Consider the following 18,288-nt stretch of genomic DNA (forward strand, 5'->3'; position numbering starts at 1 on the left):
GGCGCCGCGCGGTCCGCGTGCGGCGCCGGGGTCCCCCGCCGGGGGAGCGCAGGACAACCAGAGAAGCATCACCTCGGGGAGGACCAGCACTATGGGCGTCACGCTCGCCAAGGGGGGCAATGTCTCCCTGTCCAAGGCCGCACCGAACCTCACGAACGTCCTGATCGGCCTCGGCTGGGACGCGCGCTCCACCACCGGAGCCGACTTCGACCTGGACGCCAGCGCACTGCTGTGCGGCGGCGGGCGGGTCCTCGGGGACGAGTGGTTCATCTTCTACAACCAGCTCACGAGCCCCGACGGTTCCGTGGAGCACACCGGCGACAACCTGACCGGTGAGGGCGAGGGCGACGACGAGTCGATCCTGGTCGACCTCCCGAAGGTGCCGGCCACCTGCGACAAGATCATCTTCCCGGTCTCCATCCACATGGCCGACGAGCGCGGCCAGACCTTCGGCCAGGTCAGCAACGCCTTCATCCGCGTCGTCAACCAGGCGGACGGCCAGGAGCTCGCGCGCTACGACCTCTCCGAGGACGCCTCCACCGAGACGGCCATGATCTTCGGCGAGCTCTACCGCTACCAGGGCGAGTGGAAGTTCAGGGCGGTCGGCCAGGGGTACGCGTCGGGACTGCGGGGCATCGCCATGGACTTCGGGGTCAACGTCTCGTAAAAGCCGTTGTCCACACCGGCTGTCCCGGTCGGCGGAGTCTCCCTCTAGACTCAGTACCCGACGTCAAATTTTAAGTAAAGCCGAGTGCGGCGCGGGGGGAGACCTCCCCTCAGACTCCGTCTGGGGGGACCCCCAACACACGATTGGGTAGCCAGTGCTTCTGAAAACCTTCGGCTGGTCGTTCGCGGTCACCGCGCTCGGCCTTGTCGCAGCGGCGTTCTACGGGGGGTGGGAAGCCTTCGGCATCGTGGCGATCCTGGCCGTCCTGGAGATCTCGCTGTCCTTCGACAACGCGGTGGTCAACGCCGGGATCCTGAAGAAGATGTCCGCCTTCTGGCAGAAGATCTTCCTCACGGTCGGCGTCCTGATCGCCGTCTTCGGCATGCGGCTGGTGTTCCCCGTCGTCATCGTCGCCGTCACCGCCAAGATCGGCCCGATCGACGCGGTCGACCTCGCGCTCAACAACAAGGACCACTACCAGCAGCTGGTCACCGACGCCCACCCGGCGATCGCGGCCTTCGGCGGCATGTTCCTGCTGATGATCTTCCTCGACTTCATCTTCGAGGAGCGGGACATCCAGTGGCTGCGCTGGATCGAGCGCCCGCTGGCCAAGCTCGGCAAGGTCGACATGCTGTCGGTCTGCATCGCGCTGATCGTCCTGCTGATCACCTCCTTCACCTTCGCGGCCCACGCCCACCAGCACGGCGGCGCGCACACCGACAAGGCGCAGACGGTCCTGATCGCCGGTGTCGCCGGCCTGATCACGTACATGATCGTCGGCGGGCTCTCCGGCTACTTCGAGGACAAGCTCGAGGAAGAGGAGGAGCGGGAGCACGAGGAGGAGGAAGAGGCCGCGCGCACCGGCAAGCAGCGCTCGGCGGTCGTCCTGGCCGGTCAGGCCGCGTTCTTCATGTTCCTGTACCTGGAGGTCCTGGACGCGTCCTTCTCCTTCGACGGTGTGATCGGCGCCTTCGCCATCACGAACGACATCGTGCTCATGGCCCTCGGCCTCGGTATCGGCGCGATGTACGTCCGCTCGCTGACGGTCTACCTGGTCCGCCAGGGAACCCTCGACGACTACGTCTACCTGGAGCACGGCGCCCACTACGCGATCGGCGCCCTGGCCGTGATCCTCATGGTCACCATCCAGTACCAGATCAACGAGGTCATCACCGGCCTGGTCGGCGTGGTCCTGATCGGCTGGTCCTTCTGGTCCTCGGTCCGCAGGAACAAGGCTCTGGCGGAAGCCGAGGGAAAAGCAGGCTCGGACGAGAAGACTGAGGTCTCGTCCGGGGTGTGACAGGCTCCCCGGTGAGGGAACGCTTCTGTTCGGGGCGGCCGTCGAGGACATGTCCTCTGCCCGGCCGCCCCGACAGCTTTGTCATGCGGGACGTGGACGCGAACGTGGGGGCGGGACATGGGCTTCTTCGACGGGATCTGGCGGCGCGAGGCCGACTTCGACTCGGGCAGCGCGGCCAGCAACGCGATCGAACTGACCAAACGGCACCACCAGGTCTCGCTCACCAAGCAGGGCGCGGCCACCGGCAACCTCCGCGTCAACCTCACCTGGCGGATGCGGACCTCCGACATCGGCGGCCTCCAGCGCGACAGCCTGCTGCGCCACCCCTTCAAGGCGCTCAAGCCCCCGGAGGTCATGGGCCACAGCCAGAGCATGGTCAACGTCGACCTGGACCTCGGCTGCCTCTACGAACTGATGGACGGCACCAAGGGCGTGGTGCAGCCCCTGGGCGGCCTCCTGGGCGACGTCAACTCGCCCCCGTACGTGAAACTCAGCGGCGACGACCGCTTCGGTTCCGCGTCCGGCGAGACGATGTACGTCAACCTCGACCACCGCGACCAGATCAAGCGCCTGCTGGTCTTCGTCTACATCTACGACCAGACACCCGCCTTCGACCGCACCCACGCGATCGTCACCCTTTACCCGAGCAACGGCCCCCGCATCGAGATAGGCCTCGACGAACGCCACCCCCAGGCCCGCTCCTGCGCGGTGGTGATGATCGAGAACGTCAAGGGCGAACTCGTCGTCCGCCGCGAGGTGAAGTTCGTCTACGGCTTCCAGGCGGAGCTGGACCGGTTGTACGGGTGGGGTCTGCAGTGGGGCAGGGGCTACAAGACGAAGGTCGACCGATAGCCAGCCTCAGGGACAGCGCCCCGAACGGGCGCGGGGAGCCGCGCGACAGCCTCCGCCGGGCCCGCGCTCGACCCACCACGCGGGGCCCCGTCAGATGAACTGCGGCCCCTGCGGCGGCATCCGGAAGTCCGGATCCGGCACGGTGGCCACCGGCACCGGCTGCGGATACCCGTACGTCCCCGCGGGCGCGGTCTGCGGATAGCCGTACGCCGGTTGCGTCACGGGCTCCTGGGCCGGCGGATACCCGTACCCGGACTGCACGGGCACGGTCGCGGGCGCGGCGGTCGGCTGCTCCGGAGGCAACGGCTGGGCGGCCTCGGCGACAAGCCCCGCCCCCTCCGACTCGTCCACCGTGATCCCGAAGTCCATCGCGAGCCCACGCAGCCCGTTGGCGTACCCCTCGCCCAGGGCCCGGAACTTCCAGCCGTCACCCCGCCGGTACAGCTCCCCGCAGATCAGCGCGGTCTCCTCGCCGGTCTCCGGCTTGATGTCGAAATACAGCAGCGGCTCACCATCGGCGACCGCCGCGTCGTACAGCAGGATGCGCAGCCCCTGTACGCGGTCGAAGGTGTTGTCCTCCGCCGAAGCGACCACCAGAATCCGGCCCACCTCGGGCTCGACACCGGCCAGATCTGTCTGGATCGTGTCGGTGGGGCCCTCGGCGACGCGCTTCTTGCCCAGCCACCAGACCTTTCCGGAGGGATGCCGGGGCTGGTTGTAGAAGACGAAGTCCTCGTCGGAACGCACCTGACCGGCGGGGCCGAGGAGCAGCGCCGAGGCGTCCACGTCAGGGACGCCCTGCCCGGGAGTCCAACGCAGTACGGCACGTACCGTGGTGGCCTCCAGCGGGACGTTCGACCCCTTCAGCATCGCGTGCGTCATGCGGTCATCCTGCCCTCTCGGTCCTGGTCACGACAACGTGGGGTGCGGACCCCGACACGGCCGAGTTACCTGAAGTTCATGCCCGGCGGGAACCCCCGACATGGGTTTGTACGTACTATTACCGGCCACCTGTCGAATACGTTCACGAGTCCCAGCGGCACCACGGGGGAGCTTTATGCGTCATTTCGGGCACATTGCCCCTGAGGTACGGCAGCGTCTCTTCTTCCAGGAGCCCTGCGAGTTCGACGCGGACTCCCCGGCCCGACTCCTCGCCGCGGCCCTGGGCGCCACGCTCTACAGCCCGGCCACCCGCCCGCACCTCGCCGACGACGTCGTCAAGCTGGCGGCGCGCGGTGTGGTGTCGATGGTGCTCTGCCTGGAGGACTCGATCGGCGACGAGGACGTGCCGGCCGCCGAGGAGAACCTGGTCCGGCAGTTCGCGGACCTGGCCGCCCGCCCGGACGTCGAGCTTCCGCTCCTCTTCATCAGGGTCCGTGAGCCCGAGCAGATCCCCGACCTCGTACACCGCATGGGTCCCTCCGTACGACTCCTCTCCGGCTTCGTGATGCCGAAGTTCACCGAGGAGAGCGGCACCCCGTTCCTGGAGGCGCTGACCGCCGCGGAGGCGGTCAGCGGCCACCGGCTGTTCGGCATGCCGGTCCTGGAGTCGCCCGAGCTGCTGTACCGCGAGTCGCGCGTCGAGACCCTGGAGGGCATCTCCCGCGCCGTCGACAAGTACCGCGACCGCGTCCTCGCCCTGCGCCTCGGCGTGACGGACTTCTGCTCGTCCTACGGCCTGCGCCGCGCCTCCGACATGACGGCCTACGACGTCCAGATCGTCGCCAACGTCATCGGCGACGTGGTGAACATGCTGGGCCGCGCCGACGGCACCGGCTTCACGGTGACCGGCCCGGTCTGGGAGTACTTCCGGGTCCAGGAGCGCATGTTCAAGCCGCAGCTGCGCCGCAGCCCCTTCCTGGAGGGCCAGGCCGAGGAGCTGCGCGAGGCGCTGATCGAGCACGCGATGGACGGCCTGCTCCGTGAGATCGCCCTCGACCAGGCCAACGGACTGCTGGGCAAGACCTGCATCCACCCCTCCCACGTGCTGCCCGTGCACGCGCTGTCCGTGGTCAGCCACGAGGAGTTCTGCGACGCGCAGGACATCCTGCGGCCGGAGCGGGGCGGCGGGGGCGTGCTGCGCTCGGCGTACACGAACAAGATGAACGAGGTGAAGCCGCACCGCGCCTGGGCCGAGCGGACGATGCTGCGCGCCGAGATCTTCGGGGTCGCACGCGAGGACGTCGGCTTCGTGGAGCTGCTCGCCGCCGGAATCCCCGGCTGAATCGCAAGGGACGTATGAACAAGGCAGTGAACGACGGTGTCTGGTCGGGCAGCTGGGTCGCGGAGCGGCTCGGGGTCGAACTGCTCGGCGACCCGGAGCTGACCGGCCTCCTGGGGCTGGCCCTCCGCCGCAACCCCAAGCGGGCCCACCTCCTCGTGTCGAACGTGCTCGGCAAGCACGTCCCGCAGTCCCCGACGGTGGTCTACGGCCACGGCTTCACCCTGGGCCGCCGCGTCCGCGAACTCCTCGGCACCGAGCAGTCCCGGCGGGCGGTGGTCCTCGGCTACGCGGAGACGGCGACGGGCCTGGGCCACGCGGTCGCCGACGGCATCGCGCTCGCCCCCTACCTCCACTCCACCCGCCGCCCCGTCCCCGGTGTGGCCACAGCGGGCGGCTTCGAGGAGTCCCACTCCCACGCGACATCGCATCTGCTGCTGCCGGAGAACCCCGAACTGCTGTCCGGCGACGGGCCGTTGGTCCTGGTGGACGACGAGTTCTCCACCGGGAACACCGTCCTGAACACGATCAGGGATCTCCACGAGCGGTACCCCCGGGACCGGTACGTGGTCGTCGCCCTCGTGGACATGCGCTCGGCGGCGGACGCGGGGCGGCTGGACGCGTTCGCGGCGGAGATCGGCGCGAGGGTGGACCTCGTCGCGGCGGCATCGGGCACGGTGAGCCTGCCGGCCGGGGTCCTCGAAAAGGGCCAGGAACTGGTGGCGAGGTACGAGGCGGGGGAGGCCGGGTCGGCTGGTCGGTCGTCCGCGGCGCCGTCGGGGCCGGTCGCGCAGTTCCCCGCGCCCCTCAAGAACAAGGACGCCGCCCCCGAACCCACCCCGACCCCCAACCCCTCAGGGGCGCGGGGAACTGCGCGACCGGCCCCCACCGGCCCGCACTCGAAGGACAGCCGCATCACCCCCGTCGAACTCCGCTGGCCCGCACACCTCCCGGACGGCGGCAGACACGGCTTCACCCCCTCGCACCGCATACGCCTGGAGACCGCCCTCCCCGCCATGGCCGCCCGCCTGGCCGACGCGCTCCCGGAAGACGCCCACCGCATACACGTCCTCGGCTTCGAAGAGCTGATGTACGCCCCCCTCCGGCTGGCCCGCGAGCTGGAGCAGATCGTCGCCGCCGGTGTCACGTACTCCACCACCACCCGCTCACCCGTCCTCGCCGTGGACGACCCGGGCTACGCGATACGCAGCCGCCTCACCTTCCCCGCCCACGACACCCCCGCGGACGGACCGGGCGACCGCTACGCCTACAACATCGCGGGCGCCGGCTTCGACGCCGTGGTCGCCGTGGTCGACGACACCGCCGACACCCCCGAACTCCACGCCCCGGACGGCCTGCTGGCGAGGCTCGCCGAACACGCCCCGCACGTCGTCCTCGCGGTGATCCCCTCGTACGTCCCCGAAAGGCCCGCCATGCTCCCCGACCCCCTCCGCGGCCCCGCCTTCTCCTCGTACGCGCCGGAAGAGGTCGGCTGGCTGCTCCAGGACCTCTCGGACGTGACCCTGGAGGCGCCGACCGAGGAGCGCGAGGAGGCCATCCAGAGCGGCGGAGCCCACTACGCGGAGTCGCTGCCGGTGGAGTACCAGCCGAGCGAGCAGTACCAGCGGCTGTTCCACACCGCCCTGGACGAGGCCGCCGACCGCCTCGCGCTGGCGGTGGGCGCGGTCACCGAGCTGGTCCTCGCCGAACGCTCCCCGCACCCCGTCCTGGTCTCGCTCGCCCGCGCCGGCACCCCCGTGGGCGTTCTGATGCGCCGCTGGGCCCAGCACCGCCACGGCCTCGACCTCCCGCACTACGCCGTGTCGATCGTGCGCGGTCGCGGCATCGACGCCAACGCGCTCCGCTGGCTCGCCGCCCACCACGACCCGGCCGACGTCGTGTTCGTCGACGGCTGGACCGGCAAGGGCGCCATCACCCGCGAACTCACCGAGGCGATCCGGGAGTTCGAGGAGTCCGACGGCATCACCGGCTTCGACCCGGAGATCGCGGTGCTCGCCGACCCGGGCTCCTGCGTGCGGACGTACGGCACCCGCGAGGACTTCCTCATTCCTTCCGCGTGCCTCAACTCGACCGTCTCCGGCCTGATCTCCCGTACGGTCCTGCGCTCCGACCTGGTCGGCCCGCACGATTTCCACGGCGCGAAGTTCTACCGCGAACTCGCGGGCGCGGACGTCTCGGTGGACTTCCTGGACGCGGTGGCCGCCCGCTTCCCGGAGGTCGCGGACGCGGTGGCGACCCTCGCCAAGGAACTGCTGGCCGCCGACCGCACCCCGACCTGGGAGGGCTGGGCGGCGGTCGAGCGGATCAGCGAGGAGTACGGCATCCACGACGTGAACCTCGTCAAGCCCGGCGTCGGCGAGACCACCCGGGTGCTGCTGCGCCGGGTGCCCTGGAAGATCCTCGCCAGAGCCGGCGCGGGTGCCGACCTCGACCATGTCAGACTGCTCGCCGAGCAGCGGGGCGTACCCGTCGAGGAGGTGGCCGAACTGCCGTACACCTGCGTGGGGTTGATCCACCCCAAGTACACGCGCGGTGCGACCGGTGCCGACGGCAGGGCGGTGGCGGTCTGATGCCGGTACTCGTCACGAGCGACCTCGACCGTACGCTCATCTACTCCGCCGCCGCCCTCGCCCTCACGATGCCGGACGCGCTGGCGCCCCGGCTGCTCTGTGTCGAGGTGCACGAGAGCAAGCCGCTGTCCTTCATGACGGAGACGTCGGCCGCGCTGCTCGCCGAACTCGGTGACGCGGCCGTCTTCGTGCCCACCACCACCCGCACCCGCAAGCAGTACCAGCGCATCAACCTGCCCGGTCCCGAGCCGGAGTTCGCGATCTGCGCCAACGGCGGCCACCTGCTCGTCGACGGCGTGACCGACGAGGACTGGCACGCGTCGGTCCAGGCGAGGCTGGCCGCCGAATGCGCTCCGCTGGAGGAGGTGCGCGAACACCTCGCGACCACCGCCGACCCGGCCTGGGTCCGCAAGCACCGCGTCGCCGAGGACCTCTTCGCCTATCTGGTGGTCGAGCGCGAACTGCTTCCCGAGGAGTGGGTGAAGGACCTGGCGGTCTGGGCGGAGAACCGGGGCTGGACGGTCTCCCTCCAGGGCCGCAAGATCTACGCGGTTCCCAAGCCCCTCACCAAGAGCGCCGCCATGCGCGAGGTGGCCCGCCGCACCAACGCCACCCTGACCCTCGCGGCCGGGGACTCGCTGCTGGACGCCGACCTCCTGCTGGCGGCGGACAGGGGCTGGCGCCCGGGCCACGGCGAGCTGGCGGACGAGTCGTGGACGGCGCCCGACGTCACACCGCTCCCGGAGCGAGGAGTCCTGGCGGGCGAGCGCATCCTGCGGGAGTTCCTGAGAGCGGCCCGCACGACCTAGCCGCAGCAGCCCCCACCGCAGCATCCGCCGCCCCCTCCGCCCGCCGCGGGCGAGGGCCCGGCGGACGTACCCCCCACGGCCACGGCGGACAGCAGCTTCACCGTGTCGTCGTGCCCGGAGGGACAGTCCGCGGGCGCGGACGACTCCGCCATCGGCCGGCTGACTTCGAACGTGGATCCACAGGTACGGCAGCGGTACTCATAGCGAGGCATGCCGACAGGCTAGCGGCGTTCTCTCATGAGTACGGCACCTTGTTTTTTCATGAAGGTTTCGACTGTGTCCTGTTCTGTCGTTTTCTTATATGGAGAACTTGCGAAGACCACTGGTAATTTGAGGGCGCCGCGTGATCTGTGAGGCCGGGGGGAACCGGGATTTGCAGTCGCGTCCGCGGCAACCTTTCAGGACCCTCGTACGTCAATGCGTCTGCCTGTGCGAGTAATACGGAGTGCGGAGGGAGTCGCGTCGTGACCCACGAGGGGGACGGGGAGGAGCGCCAGGCACCGGACGAGACCATGCAGTTGAAGCTCCCCGACGGGTTCCGTCCGGACGAGACCATGCAGCTGCGGGTCTCCGATCTGGAGATACCCGAGGCGCCCGAGATACCCGAGGGAGAGGCGAAACCGGTACGGCACCGAGGACGCAAGGCCCCCCGCCCGTCCCTCCGCACCCGTCTCTCCCACCTCGCCGCAACCCTCCGGACCCGCTTCGCCCCGGTCGCCGCACGCCTCGCCCCGGCCGTGATATTCCTCACGCCGTACGTCCGCAAGCTCCGCCCGCAGTACCCCCGCCTCGGCCGTACCGGCTGGCGCCGTTGGGTGCCCTCCTGGCGGCAGTGGCTCGGGGGAGTGGCCGCCGCCATCGGCCTCAGCGGACTCTTCCTGGTCGTCGCGTACGCCGCCACCGACATCCCCGCGAACCTCAACTCGTACGCGACCCAGCAGGACAACGTGTACTTCTGGTCCGACGGGACGCCCATGGCCCGGACCGGCTGGGTGCAGCGGCAGGCGATGCCGCTGAAGGACATCCCGACCGACGTCCGCTGGGCGGTCCTCGCTGCCGAGAACGAGAGCTTCTACAGCGACCCCGGCATCTCCATGAAGGGCATCGCCCGCGCCTTGTACCGCACGGTCGGCGAGGGCGACACCGAGGGCGGCTCGACGATCACCCAGCAGTACGTGAAGAACGTCTACCTCACCCAGAACCAGACGGTCAGCCGCAAGTTCACCGAGGCGATGATCTCCCTCAAGCTCGACAACAAGATGAGCAAGGACAAGATCCTTGAGGGCTATCTCAACACCAGCTGGTTCGGCCGTGGCACCTACGGACTCCAGCGCGCCTCGCAGGCGTACTACGGCAAGGACGTCAGCCAGCTCAACGCCAGCCAGGGCGCCTTCCTCGCCTCGCTGCTGAAGGGCGCGGGCCTCTACGACCCGACGCTCAGCAAGGCCAACCACGCCCGCGCGGTGGCCCGCTGGTCCTGGATCCTGGACCGCATGGTGAAGATCGGCAAGCTGTCCCCGGCCGAGCGCGCCACGTACAAGACGTTCCCCGAGCCGCTCAAGCAGTCGAGGACCTACGACACCGGCAAGCAGAGCGACTACCTGGTCGAACTCGCCACCCAGTACGTGAAGAAGACCGCGCACATCTCGGACAAGGACTTCGACCTCGGCGGCTACCAGATCTACACGACCTTCGACCGCGACCGCGAGACCGAGCTGACCGACGCCGTCACCAAGGCCCGCAAGGAGGCCCAGAAGGACGACCCGACCGGCGCCAAGACCGCCCATTACGGCGCCTCCTCGGTGGCCTCCGACGGCCGCATCCTCGCCGTCTACGGCGGCCCCGACCACCGCACGCAGGGCTTCAACGAGTCCAACGCGACCACCGTGCCCGCCGGTTCGGCCTTCGAGCCGTTCGTCTACGCCGCCGCGCTGGAGCACGGGGTCACCAAGACCCGCGGCAGCCCGCCGACCCCGGTCACCCCGGACACGCTGTACGACGGGAACGACGCCGTGCCGGTCACCACGCCCGAGGGGCCGTACTGGGACCGCAGCGGCAGAAAGGTCTCCGCGCACAACGACGGCAACAAGTCCTACGGGCAGATCAGTCTGCGCCAGGCGCTCGCCCGGTCCGTGAACACGCCGTTCATGCAGCTCGGGATGGACACCGGGCTGACGACCGTCCGGCAGACCGCGGAGAAGGCCGGGCTGCTCTCGTCCAGTTTCGGGGCGCAGGTGCCCGCGCTGTCGATGGGCAATGCCACGCCCAGCGCCTTGCGCATGGCGAGCGCGTACGGCACGTTCGACGCCGGGGGCGTCCACACGGAGCCGTACTCGGTCCGCCGTATCACCCGCAACGGCGCCGGGGTCCCGCTCGCACGGCCGGAACCCAACCGGGCGATGAGCAAGACCACCGCGGCCGAGGTGACGGACGCGCTCAGGGACTCCTTCGCCACCGCGCACCCCGAGGACGCGAAGGCCGGGTCGGGGGTGGCGGGCAAGACCGGCACCACCCAGGACGACACGGCCGCCTGGTACGTCGGCACGGCCAAGTCCGTGTCCACGGCCGTCGTCGTCTACCGCATCGACCTGAACAAGAGCCTCGAACCCCTGCCGCTGAAAGGAATCTCCGGCACCCCAGTCACCGACGTCCCCTACGGCATCTGGTCGAGAGCCATGACCCCGCTCGGCTGACCACCGCAGCGACCCCGCCAACTCCTCTCAGAATGAGCCGCCCATGAAGTCCCCGAAGCAGGCGCCGTCAGGCCGTCGCCGCCGAGCCCGTGAGCCTCGCCGTACCCCGAAGCCGGGATTCCTCACCCTGGCCGTGTTCCTTGTGGTCGCTTCACTGGTGACCGGGTATCTGGCGTTGAACCGGGACAGTACGACGCCGACCGCGTCGGCCGGGAAGAACGCCGAGCCCAAGTCGTCGCAGGATCCCGTCTGGGACGGCAAGACGCAGGTGCTGGGGGACGGTTCCACCTCGTACACGGGCCCGCAGAAGGACCAGTTGAAGGCCGTACCGCTCAAGCCCGGTGAGAAACCACCCCAGTTCGTGGTCTTCTCCTGGGACGGCGCGCTGCAGGGGGACGACGAACTCTTCTCGCACTACCGGGAGATGGCGAAGCAGTACAACGCCCACATGACCTTCTTCCTCACGGGCATCTACCTGCTGCCCAAGAGCAAGAGGGACCTGTACCACCCGCCGATGCACCCGGTGGGCTCGGCCGCGATCGACTTCCCCACCGACCAGCACATCCGGGACACCCTGGAGCAGCTCCGCCTCGCCTACGAGCAGGGCAACGACATCGGCACCCACTTCAACGGCCACTTCTGCGAGGCCAAGGGCGGCGGTGACTGGAGCGTCGCGCAGTGGAAGAGCGAGATCGACCAGTTCTTCTCCTTCGTCGAGAACTGGAAGACCAACACCGGATACACCGACATCCCGGCGCTACCCTTCGACTTCAAGAAGGAGGTCGTGGGCGGCCGTGCTCCCTGCCTGGAGGGCCAGCCCAACCTCCTGAAGGCGCTGAAGGGTTACGGATGGCGCTACGACGCCAGCTCCCCGGGCGACTTCCAGATATGGCCCACCAAGAAGGACGGCCTCTGGGACTTCCCGCTCGAACTGCTCCCCTACGGGAACAACATCCAGGCCCTGTCGATGGACTTCAACTTCCTCTACAACCAGTCGGGCGGTGCCACCCAGGGCGACCCCACGAAGTTCGCCGAGTGGGAACAGAAGACGGTCGACTCGTACATGGCCGGCTTCAACCGCGTCTACTACGGCAGCCGGGCGCCCCTGTTCATCGGGAACCACTTCGAGGACTGGAACGGCAGCATCTACATGAAGGCCATCGACCAGATCATCCCGAAGATCTGCACCAAGAAGGGCGTCAAGTGCGTGTCCTTCAAGGAGCTTTCGGACTGGATGGACGTGCAGTCGCCGCAGACTTTGCAGCAGTTGCGCAGCCTGGACCCCGCCCAGTCGCCCGACTGGTCCACGGTGGTCAAGTGACCTCTGGCGACTGGTGAAGTGACCAAGTGCAACCCCCTTCACAGGAGCCACACATGGCGTGCGAAGATGCCCTCGCCCGGTAGGCGTACCGGCGTAGAGGGGAACACCATTGAAATCCAGAAAACTGAGCCGTAAGCGGAGCCGTGTGGCCATAATCTCGGCGGCGGCCACCTCGGTCGCCGTCGGCGTCGCCCTCGTGCCCAACTGGAGCGCGGGCGCGGCCGTCGTCGACGACCCGACTGTGAACGCCGCGACCAAGGCGACCTTCCAGAAGCTCGCCGACGCGGTCTTCACCGACCGCACGCAGGCCCTCGTCCGCGGGGCCGGCACCAAGCAGACCACCTCGCGCTTCTCCGGCGACGTCCGTCTCTCCAGCACCCAGTCGCGCGACGAGAAGTCCGCGCTGAGCCAGCTGCGCGGCCGCCAGAACAGCATCGCCAAGCTCGGCGAGACGTACAGCGCGGGCACCACGAAGGTCACGCTGGACGCGACCCGGGTGACCGGCCGGACCGCCAAGGCCGACGTCACCGAGACGACCACGCTGACGTATGCGAAGGCCGTGGGGAACCAGCCCAGGACCACCGGCTTCCAGGCCCACCACGAGTTGACCTTCAAGGCCGACCGGCGGGGCACCTGGCAGCTGTCGAAGATCCAGGACACCGACGAGGGCGGCCTCGCCGTCAACACGCTGTCCAAGCCCGCGGTGAAGGCGTCGCCCGCCCCGGCCGACGACGGCGACACCATGCCGAACGCGCCGCGCGCGGCCATCACCCGCAACCCGGTGGCGGTCCCGAAGACGGGCACGGCGTACGACTACAAGGCGATGGCGACCTACGCCGAGAAGTACTGGAACGTCTACAACAAGGACTACCCGGACTTCAACGGCCACGCGGACGGCGGCGACTGCACCAACTTCGTCAGCCAGTCCCTGAAGGCCGGCGGCTGGAAGCACGTCCCGGGCTACGTCTACGACTACACGAAGTGGTTCGGCACCGCCGACATCCAGTCGGACTCCTTCGTCGGCGTCAACGAGTGGTCCTGGTTCGCGCAGAACTCCAAGCGGACCACCCCGCTCGCGAACGTGTACCAGCTGGAGGTCGGCGACGTCCTCCAGATGGACTTCGACCGCGACGGCGCCAAGGACCACACGATGATCGTGACGGCCAAGAGCAACGGCGTCCCGTACGTCACGTACCACTCGAACAACACCCTGCGCAGGTCGGTGGCGAGCCTCATCGCGTCGTACCCGAACGCGTACTACTACGCCTACCGCACCTGAGGCCGGTAGTCCCGCACCACGTCGTCGGCCCCCCGTCGCTCAGGCAGTGACGGGGGGCCGATCCGTGTCCACGGCGTGGGCGTCAGTGGCCCGCCGCTCCGCGTTCCTCCCGGATCTGGGTGACCACCCGGGTCACGGACCCGCGTACCGCCTCGGTCTCCGTCAGGAAGTGCCAGTAGTCGGGGTGGCGGCCCTCCAGGCTGCCGATCGCCCGGTCCAGGCGGGCCACGGCGTCGTCGAGGGGGCGGGCGTGCCGGGGGTCGGGGGTGGTGCGGCCCGTCATCGCCAGGCGCTGGGCGTCCCGGATGGCGAAGCGCGTGCGGTCGATCTCCTGCTGGGGGTCCTTCTGCACGGCGTTGAGGCGCCGCAGCCGGTCACCGGCGGCCGAGACGGCCTCGTCGGTGGTGTTCAGGAGGGCCCGCACGGTCGACAGCAGGGACGTGGCGTCCGGCCAGCGCTGGGCGTCCCGGGCGGCCTGCGCCTCCTTCAGCTTCAGCTCGGCCTGCCGTACGTTCTCCCCGGCCTGCTGGGGCACCTGCTGGAGGTCCTGCCAGCAGGCGGCGGAGAAGCGCCGCCGCAACTCGCTCAGCACCGGGTCGACCTGGCCCGCGCGGGTGGTGAGCGCCTGGGCGCGGGTGCGCAGGGAGACCAGCCGGTGGTCGATCTCGGCGGCCCGCTCGGGCAGTTGACCGGCCTCGGCCCGGATGGCCTCCGCCTCCCGGGCGACCTGCGTCGCCCGCTCCAGGGTCTGCGGCACGCCGTGCTGCCCGGCCCCCTGGTTCAGCTTGGTCAGCTCCGGCCCGAGCGAGGCCAGCCGGGCGGCGAGGTCGTCGGCCCGCAGTCCCGAACCGCGCGCGGTGTCCAGGGCGTTGGAGGCGGCGAGCAGTGCCTGCCGGGCCCGCTCGACGGCGGGCGCCAGCCGGGCGAGCTGGGTCTCGGCCTTGCCGAGCAGCGGACCGAGCCCGCTCTCGAACCGGTCGAGTTCCTGCTTCACCTGCCCCAACTGGTCCTTCGCCGCCGCCAGTTCGGTACGGGCACGGTTGGCCGCGGCGGCCTCCAGGTCGTCGCGGTCGAGGTCGTGCGCGTCGACGGCGCTGATGTACCGGCCGCTCGCCTCGTCGATGCGCCGGCCCAGCGCCTCGAAGTCGGTGACCGCGCGGCGGGCGGCCGGCGAGTCGTCGACCGCGGTGATGGTCTCTATCGAGATCCGCAGATCACGCTGGGCGGTGTCCAGCTCGTAGAACGCGGCAGCCGCGGCATCCTTCGCCGCCTGCGCCTCGGCCCGCTGGCTCTCCGCCCGCCCGCCGAACCAGCGCCGGGTGCCGCCACCGGCGAAGGAGACGGGCAGGGCGAGCGCGACGAGCAGCGGCAGACCGATCAGGGCGAGGGTGTCGAGGGCCGCACGCGTGGCGGCGCCCGAACCGGGCCGGGGCCGGAGCCCTGGCACGCGCCGGATCCGTGTGAGCGGCGAATACGGCTGCGCTGGTGTCGCCGTCACATCCCTCTCCCGTGTCTTCCGTCCTGACCGCTGTCATTCTCCCACCGGTGGAGGACGAACACACGGGCCGGTCAGTTCGCGTTCCGCACCGTGACCTTCCCGTCGCCGGTGTGGGCGGTCACCACATGAGAACTCGTCGAGTCCCGGGGCACCGACACATGCACCGATCCGTCGCCGGTCTTGGTCGTCACGCGGTACTTCGCCCCGCCGTCCGTGGGCAGCGCGATCGTCACGGACCCGTCGCCGCTGGTGGACTCCACCAGGTCGGGCACGGCGCCGAGTTCGAGGTGCACGGACCCGTCACCGGTGGTCGCGTGCACCTGCCGGGACGACACCTCGGCGTGCAGGGAGCCGTCCCCGCTGTGCAGCGTCAGCGGCCCGGTGGTGTCGGTGACATGCACCGACCCGTCGTGCGTACGGATGTTCAGCGCGTCCGCGAACCCCTGGGCCCGCACGCTCCCGTCCCCGTCCTCCACCTTCACGGTGACCCCGCGCGGCACCTCGATCCGGTGCTTGGCGGAGCAGTCCGCGATCACCCCGGAACACCTCATCCGCAGCTTCAGCCGGTCGCCGTCCATCGCCCAGCTGACCTTCGGGTCCGACCCGATGGCCACGCTGCCCTGCCACCACCGGGTGACCTCGATCTTCCCCGCCGGGTTGGCGTCCGCGGCGACGACCTCCAGCGCGGAGTCGTCGGAGTCGATCGTGAGCGTACGGCCGGGCAGCGCGAAGGTGCGGTGATCGGGGTGCTTGTCGTCCCCGGCGGAGGCGGTGCCGCAGGCGGTGGCCCCGAGGAGCAGCAGGGCGACGGCGGCGGTGCCGGTGAGGACGCGGGTGGCGCGGCGGCGGGTGCGGGTGGCGGTGCTGGTCACGGTGGTTCTCCCCCTGGGACGGACGCGGAGCCCCGGTGGCTCCTACGGCGCTCTACGACCGTAGGGAACGGCGTCCGGCGAGGGCATCCGGCGCACTCCCGGACCGGGGGTGGGGAAAACCCCCGGGACGCCCCTGACCTCCTCCCTGACCTCCCGCTCGGCCCGCTTCCTTCCCCGATACGGGTTTGCAGGACAGGCCCCCCGGCCATGTAGGCTGTCGACTCGTCCTGGGCGCGTAGCTCAGGGGTAGAGCGTCGCCCTTACAAGGCGAATGTCGGCGGTTCGAAACCGTCCGCGCCCACCAGGATAAACAGCAGGTCAGAGGCCTTCCGGGGAATTCTCCGGTGGGCCTCTTTCCGTTGCCGGGTCCGGGTCCGCGACGGGTGCGGGAAAAACCGCTGGCGGCCCGCGGCGCCCGCTGCTAACTTCGCGGAGGCCGTGCGAGAGAGCGAGGAGGTGGTACCCGTGAACGCAGTGACGACATGGGTGCTCCCCTCAGGGGTCGCGGTCGGGCGATAGGTCGTCCGGGAGCGCCGTACGCAGCTCTCCCGAAAGGCACGACCATGGACTTCACCTTCACCACTGAACGACGCCTCGAAGACGGCGTCACGGAACGCGAGTTCACCCTCGGCGAGATCCCCGGCACCCTGTGGACGCCCGAGTCCGCCGAGCCGGTCCCGCTGATCCTGATGGCCCACAACAACGGCCTGCCCAAGGCGGAGCCCCGGCTGGTGGCGCGGGCCCGGCTGTCCGCGGCGGCCGGTTACGCGGTGGCCGCCATCGACGCCGCCGGGTGCGGTGACCGGCCCCGTTCCGCCGCCGCCGAACAGGCCCGCGCGGAGCTGCGCCGGGCGATGCGGGCCGGTGAGCCGGTCGACGACATCTTCGAGTCCCTCGTCGGCCCGCTGGTCGAACAGGCGGTCCCGGACTGGCGCGCCGCCCTCGACGCCCTCCTCGACCTGCCCGGGATCACCGGCCCCGTCGGGTACTCGGGGTGGACCGCGCTCGGCATCCGGCTGGCGGTGCTGGAGCCGCGTATCGCGGCGGCCGGCTTCTTCGCCGGGGGGTACGTCCCGCACGCCCAGCGCGAGGAGGCCCGCCAGGTCACCATCCCGCTGCTGCTCCTGCTCCAGTGGGACGACGAGGGCAATCCGCGCCGGCGGGCCCTTGACCTGTTCGACGACTTCGGCAGCAGGGAGAAGACCCTGCACGCCAACCTCGGTGGCCACCTCGGCACCCCGTGGTTCGAACGGGAGGACGGGGACCGGTTCTTCGGCCGCCACCTGAAGTAGGCCGGGGCACCGGGGGGACTTTCCCGCGGGGGGTGGGCAGGATGGGTCCATGACCACATCCTCGGTACCGTCGCCACACCGCACCACCCCCTCGGGCTCCGTCCTGTCCCTGTGGTCGAAGGACTCGGTGCTGTCGATCGGCTCGGTGGGGTCGGTGCTGTCCATCGGCTCCGTCGGGTCGAGCCTGTCGGTCGGATCGATCGGGAGCGCGCTGTCGGTCGGTTCGATCGGCTCGGCCCTGTCGTTCGTCTCGGCCGGGTCGTGGCTGAGCACGGGCTCCGTCCTGTCCGCGCAGTCGCGGTGGTCGGTGCTGTCCTGGCGCTCCACGCGCGGCTTCCGGGCGGTCGGTACGACGGGCACCGCGGGGACGGTGGGCGCGGTGGTCGCGGTCGCGGGGGTCGCCGGCGTCGCCGCGACCCTGCTGCTGGCCCAACGGGGGCCGCGCAAGGCCTAGTTGCACAGCCGTCGGCGTCCCGCGTCCGGCCCGTGGTCTCTCAGTCGCCGTCCGCCGGCCGCGTCTCGTGCGCGTGCTTCAGCAGCATCCGTGTCTCCACCCGCTCCGCCGCCACGACCTCCGTCCAGAAACGGTGGCCGCTGACGAAGACCGCCAGCTCGTGTTCGCGCTGCCGGAGCTTCTCCACCTCGGCCTGTTCGTCGGGTGTCCAGCCGGGGGAGGCCGGGCGCTCCACCTTGCGCCAGCCGCCCGTGTCGCTGAACCCGTCCAGGGGCTCGACCGACCAGGGCAGCCGCTTCAGCAGGGCCGACAGCTCGGCCCTGACCTGATGCAGCTCCTCCTGACCGGCGAGCAGGTCACTCGGGAAGTCATAGGTCGTAGCCACGAGGTAATGCTACGCCTGTTCGATTTTGGGTCGCGAGTTCCTTCAGGGACTTCA

The 18,288-nt window shown here is 70.0% G+C and carries 16 protein-coding genes and 1 tRNA gene; 12 read left to right on the top strand and 5 right to left on the bottom strand.

Annotated elements, in window-relative coordinates; genetic code table 11:
- Positions 1-91 precede the first annotated feature (91 nt).
- The 3 genes from ACIPTO_RS14395 to ACIPTO_RS14405 all read left to right on the top strand — a co-directional run bounded on the left by ACIPTO_RS14395 (position 92) and on the right by ACIPTO_RS14405 (position 2,819).
- Positions 92-667 carry a TerD family protein gene (locus ACIPTO_RS14395; protein ID WP_266768259.1) on the top strand — a complete coding sequence of 192 codons (576 nt, stop codon included), beginning with the start codon at positions 92-94 and terminating at the stop codon, positions 665-667.
- A 154-nt stretch (positions 668-821) separates the two neighbouring features.
- Positions 822-1,967 (top strand): DUF475 domain-containing protein, encoded by a 1,146-nt coding sequence (locus ACIPTO_RS14400; RefSeq protein ID WP_366313961.1) that lies wholly within the window; start codon positions 822-824, stop codon positions 1,965-1,967.
- A gap of 117 nt (positions 1,968-2,084) precedes the next feature.
- Complete coding sequence (locus tag ACIPTO_RS14405) at positions 2,085-2,819, top strand: Tellurium resistance (protein WP_366313963.1); 735 nt, start codon at positions 2,085-2,087, stop codon at positions 2,817-2,819.
- A 90-nt stretch (positions 2,820-2,909) separates the two neighbouring features.
- Here the strand turns inward: ACIPTO_RS14405 and ACIPTO_RS14410 are convergent, their stop codons facing one another.
- A complete protein-coding gene (locus ACIPTO_RS14410; protein WP_401191685.1) occupies positions 2,910-3,701 on the bottom strand; it encodes a TerD family protein in 792 nt (263 codons plus the stop codon).
- A 175-nt stretch (positions 3,702-3,876) separates the two neighbouring features.
- Here ACIPTO_RS14410 and ACIPTO_RS14415 point away from each other — a divergent pair, with 175 nt between their 5' ends.
- Genes ACIPTO_RS14415 through ACIPTO_RS14425 form a run of 3 tightly spaced genes read left to right on the top strand, consistent with a single transcriptional unit; the run spans position 3,877 to position 8,440 of the window.
- A complete protein-coding gene (locus ACIPTO_RS14415; RefSeq protein ID WP_366313967.1) occupies positions 3,877-5,043 on the top strand; it encodes an HpcH/HpaI aldolase/citrate lyase family protein in 1,167 nt (388 codons plus the stop codon).
- A 14-nt stretch (positions 5,044-5,057) separates the two neighbouring features.
- Entirely contained in the window at positions 5,058-7,631 is a 2,574-nt protein-coding gene (locus ACIPTO_RS14420) for a phosphoribosyltransferase domain-containing protein (protein WP_401191688.1), read from the top strand.
- A complete protein-coding gene (locus ACIPTO_RS14425) occupies positions 7,631-8,440 on the top strand; it encodes an HAD family hydrolase (RefSeq protein WP_401191690.1) in 810 nt (269 codons plus the stop codon). Before ACIPTO_RS14420 ends, ACIPTO_RS14425 begins: the two co-directional genes overlap by 1 nt.
- Here the strand turns inward: ACIPTO_RS14425 and ACIPTO_RS14430 are convergent.
- Complete coding sequence (locus tag ACIPTO_RS14430) at positions 8,437-8,652, bottom strand: zinc ribbon domain-containing protein (RefSeq protein WP_366313973.1); 216 nt, start codon at positions 8,650-8,652, stop codon at positions 8,437-8,439. The genes ACIPTO_RS14425 and ACIPTO_RS14430 overlap by 4 nt on opposite strands.
- A 300-nt stretch (positions 8,653-8,952) precedes the next feature.
- Here ACIPTO_RS14430 and ACIPTO_RS14435 point away from each other — a divergent pair, with 300 nt between their 5' ends.
- From ACIPTO_RS14435 to ACIPTO_RS14445, 3 genes are all read left to right on the top strand, one after another.
- Positions 8,953-11,133: a transglycosylase domain-containing protein gene (locus ACIPTO_RS14435; protein ID WP_366314495.1), complete on the top strand. Its 2,181-nt coding sequence runs from the start codon at positions 8,953-8,955 to the stop codon at positions 11,131-11,133.
- 43 nt (positions 11,134-11,176) lie between these two features.
- Positions 11,177-12,454: a hypothetical protein gene (locus ACIPTO_RS14440; RefSeq protein WP_401191693.1), complete on the top strand. Its 1,278-nt coding sequence runs from the start codon at positions 11,177-11,179 to the stop codon at positions 12,452-12,454.
- A 145-nt stretch (positions 12,455-12,599) separates the two neighbouring features.
- Entirely contained in the window at positions 12,600-13,733 is a 1,134-nt protein-coding gene (locus tag ACIPTO_RS14445; RefSeq protein ID WP_366313977.1) for an amidase domain-containing protein, read from the top strand.
- Positions 13,734-13,815: 82 nt separating this feature from the next.
- Here ACIPTO_RS14445 and ACIPTO_RS14450 read toward each other — a convergent pair whose 3' ends face one another.
- On the bottom strand, positions 13,816-15,231 hold the full coding sequence (locus tag ACIPTO_RS14450; RefSeq protein ID WP_401191695.1) for a hypothetical protein: 1,416 nt from the start codon (positions 15,229-15,231) through the stop codon (positions 13,816-13,818).
- 71 nt (positions 15,232-15,302) lie between these two features.
- Positions 15,303-16,103 (bottom strand): DUF4097 family beta strand repeat-containing protein, encoded by an 801-nt coding sequence (locus ACIPTO_RS14455; protein ID WP_401191697.1) that lies wholly within the window; start codon positions 16,101-16,103, stop codon positions 15,303-15,305.
- A gap of 229 nt (positions 16,104-16,332) precedes the next feature.
- Here ACIPTO_RS14455 and ACIPTO_RS14460 point away from each other — a divergent pair.
- From ACIPTO_RS14460 to ACIPTO_RS14470, 3 genes are all read left to right on the top strand, one after another.
- Positions 16,333-16,407, top strand: a tRNA-Val gene (locus ACIPTO_RS14460).
- Between the two features lie 259 nt (positions 16,408-16,666).
- Positions 16,667-17,395 (top strand): alpha/beta hydrolase, encoded by a 729-nt coding sequence (locus ACIPTO_RS14465; protein WP_401191699.1) that lies wholly within the window; start codon positions 16,667-16,669, stop codon positions 17,393-17,395.
- 49 nt (positions 17,396-17,444) lie between these two features.
- Positions 17,445-17,849 (top strand): hypothetical protein, encoded by a 405-nt coding sequence (locus ACIPTO_RS14470; RefSeq protein WP_366313983.1) that lies wholly within the window; start codon positions 17,445-17,447, stop codon positions 17,847-17,849.
- 40 nt (positions 17,850-17,889) lie between these two features.
- Here ACIPTO_RS14470 and ACIPTO_RS14475 read toward each other — a convergent pair whose 3' ends face one another.
- On the bottom strand, positions 17,890-18,234 hold the full coding sequence (locus ACIPTO_RS14475; protein ID WP_366313985.1) for a hypothetical protein: 345 nt from the start codon (positions 18,232-18,234) through the stop codon (positions 17,890-17,892).
- Positions 18,235-18,288 lie beyond the last annotated feature (54 nt).

This window comes from Streptomyces sp. NPDC090083 (genome assembly GCF_044747445.1).
Classification (GTDB): Bacteria; Actinomycetota; Actinomycetes; order Streptomycetales; family Streptomycetaceae; genus Streptomyces.

Excerpts from the sequence above, each read along its gene's own strand:
- ACIPTO_RS14470 (WP_366313983.1), top strand. The coding sequence starts at position 17,445 with ATGACCACATCCTCGGTACCGTCGCCACACCGCACCACCCCCTCGGGC.
- ACIPTO_RS14410 (WP_401191685.1), bottom strand. The coding sequence starts at position 3,701 with ATGACGCACGCGATGCTGAAGGGGTCGAACGTCCCGCTGGAGGCCACC.
- ACIPTO_RS14425 (WP_401191690.1), top strand. The coding sequence starts at position 7,631 with ATGCCGGTACTCGTCACGAGCGACCTCGACCGTACGCTCATCTACTCC.
- ACIPTO_RS14415 (WP_366313967.1), top strand. The coding sequence starts at position 3,877 with ATGCGTCATTTCGGGCACATTGCCCCTGAGGTACGGCAGCGTCTCTTC.
- ACIPTO_RS14435 (WP_366314495.1), top strand. The coding sequence starts at position 8,953 with ATGCAGTTGAAGCTCCCCGACGGGTTCCGTCCGGACGAGACCATGCAG.
- ACIPTO_RS14430 (WP_366313973.1), bottom strand. The coding sequence starts at position 8,652 with ATGCCTCGCTATGAGTACCGCTGCCGTACCTGTGGATCCACGTTCGAA.
- ACIPTO_RS14420 (WP_401191688.1), top strand. The coding sequence starts at position 5,058 with ATGAACAAGGCAGTGAACGACGGTGTCTGGTCGGGCAGCTGGGTCGCG.
- ACIPTO_RS14465 (WP_401191699.1), top strand. The coding sequence starts at position 16,667 with ATGGACTTCACCTTCACCACTGAACGACGCCTCGAAGACGGCGTCACG.
- ACIPTO_RS14405 (WP_366313963.1), top strand. The coding sequence starts at position 2,085 with ATGGGCTTCTTCGACGGGATCTGGCGGCGCGAGGCCGACTTCGACTCG.
- ACIPTO_RS14440 (WP_401191693.1), top strand. The coding sequence starts at position 11,177 with ATGAAGTCCCCGAAGCAGGCGCCGTCAGGCCGTCGCCGCCGAGCCCGT.
- ACIPTO_RS14395 (WP_266768259.1), top strand. The coding sequence starts at position 92 with ATGGGCGTCACGCTCGCCAAGGGGGGCAATGTCTCCCTGTCCAAGGCC.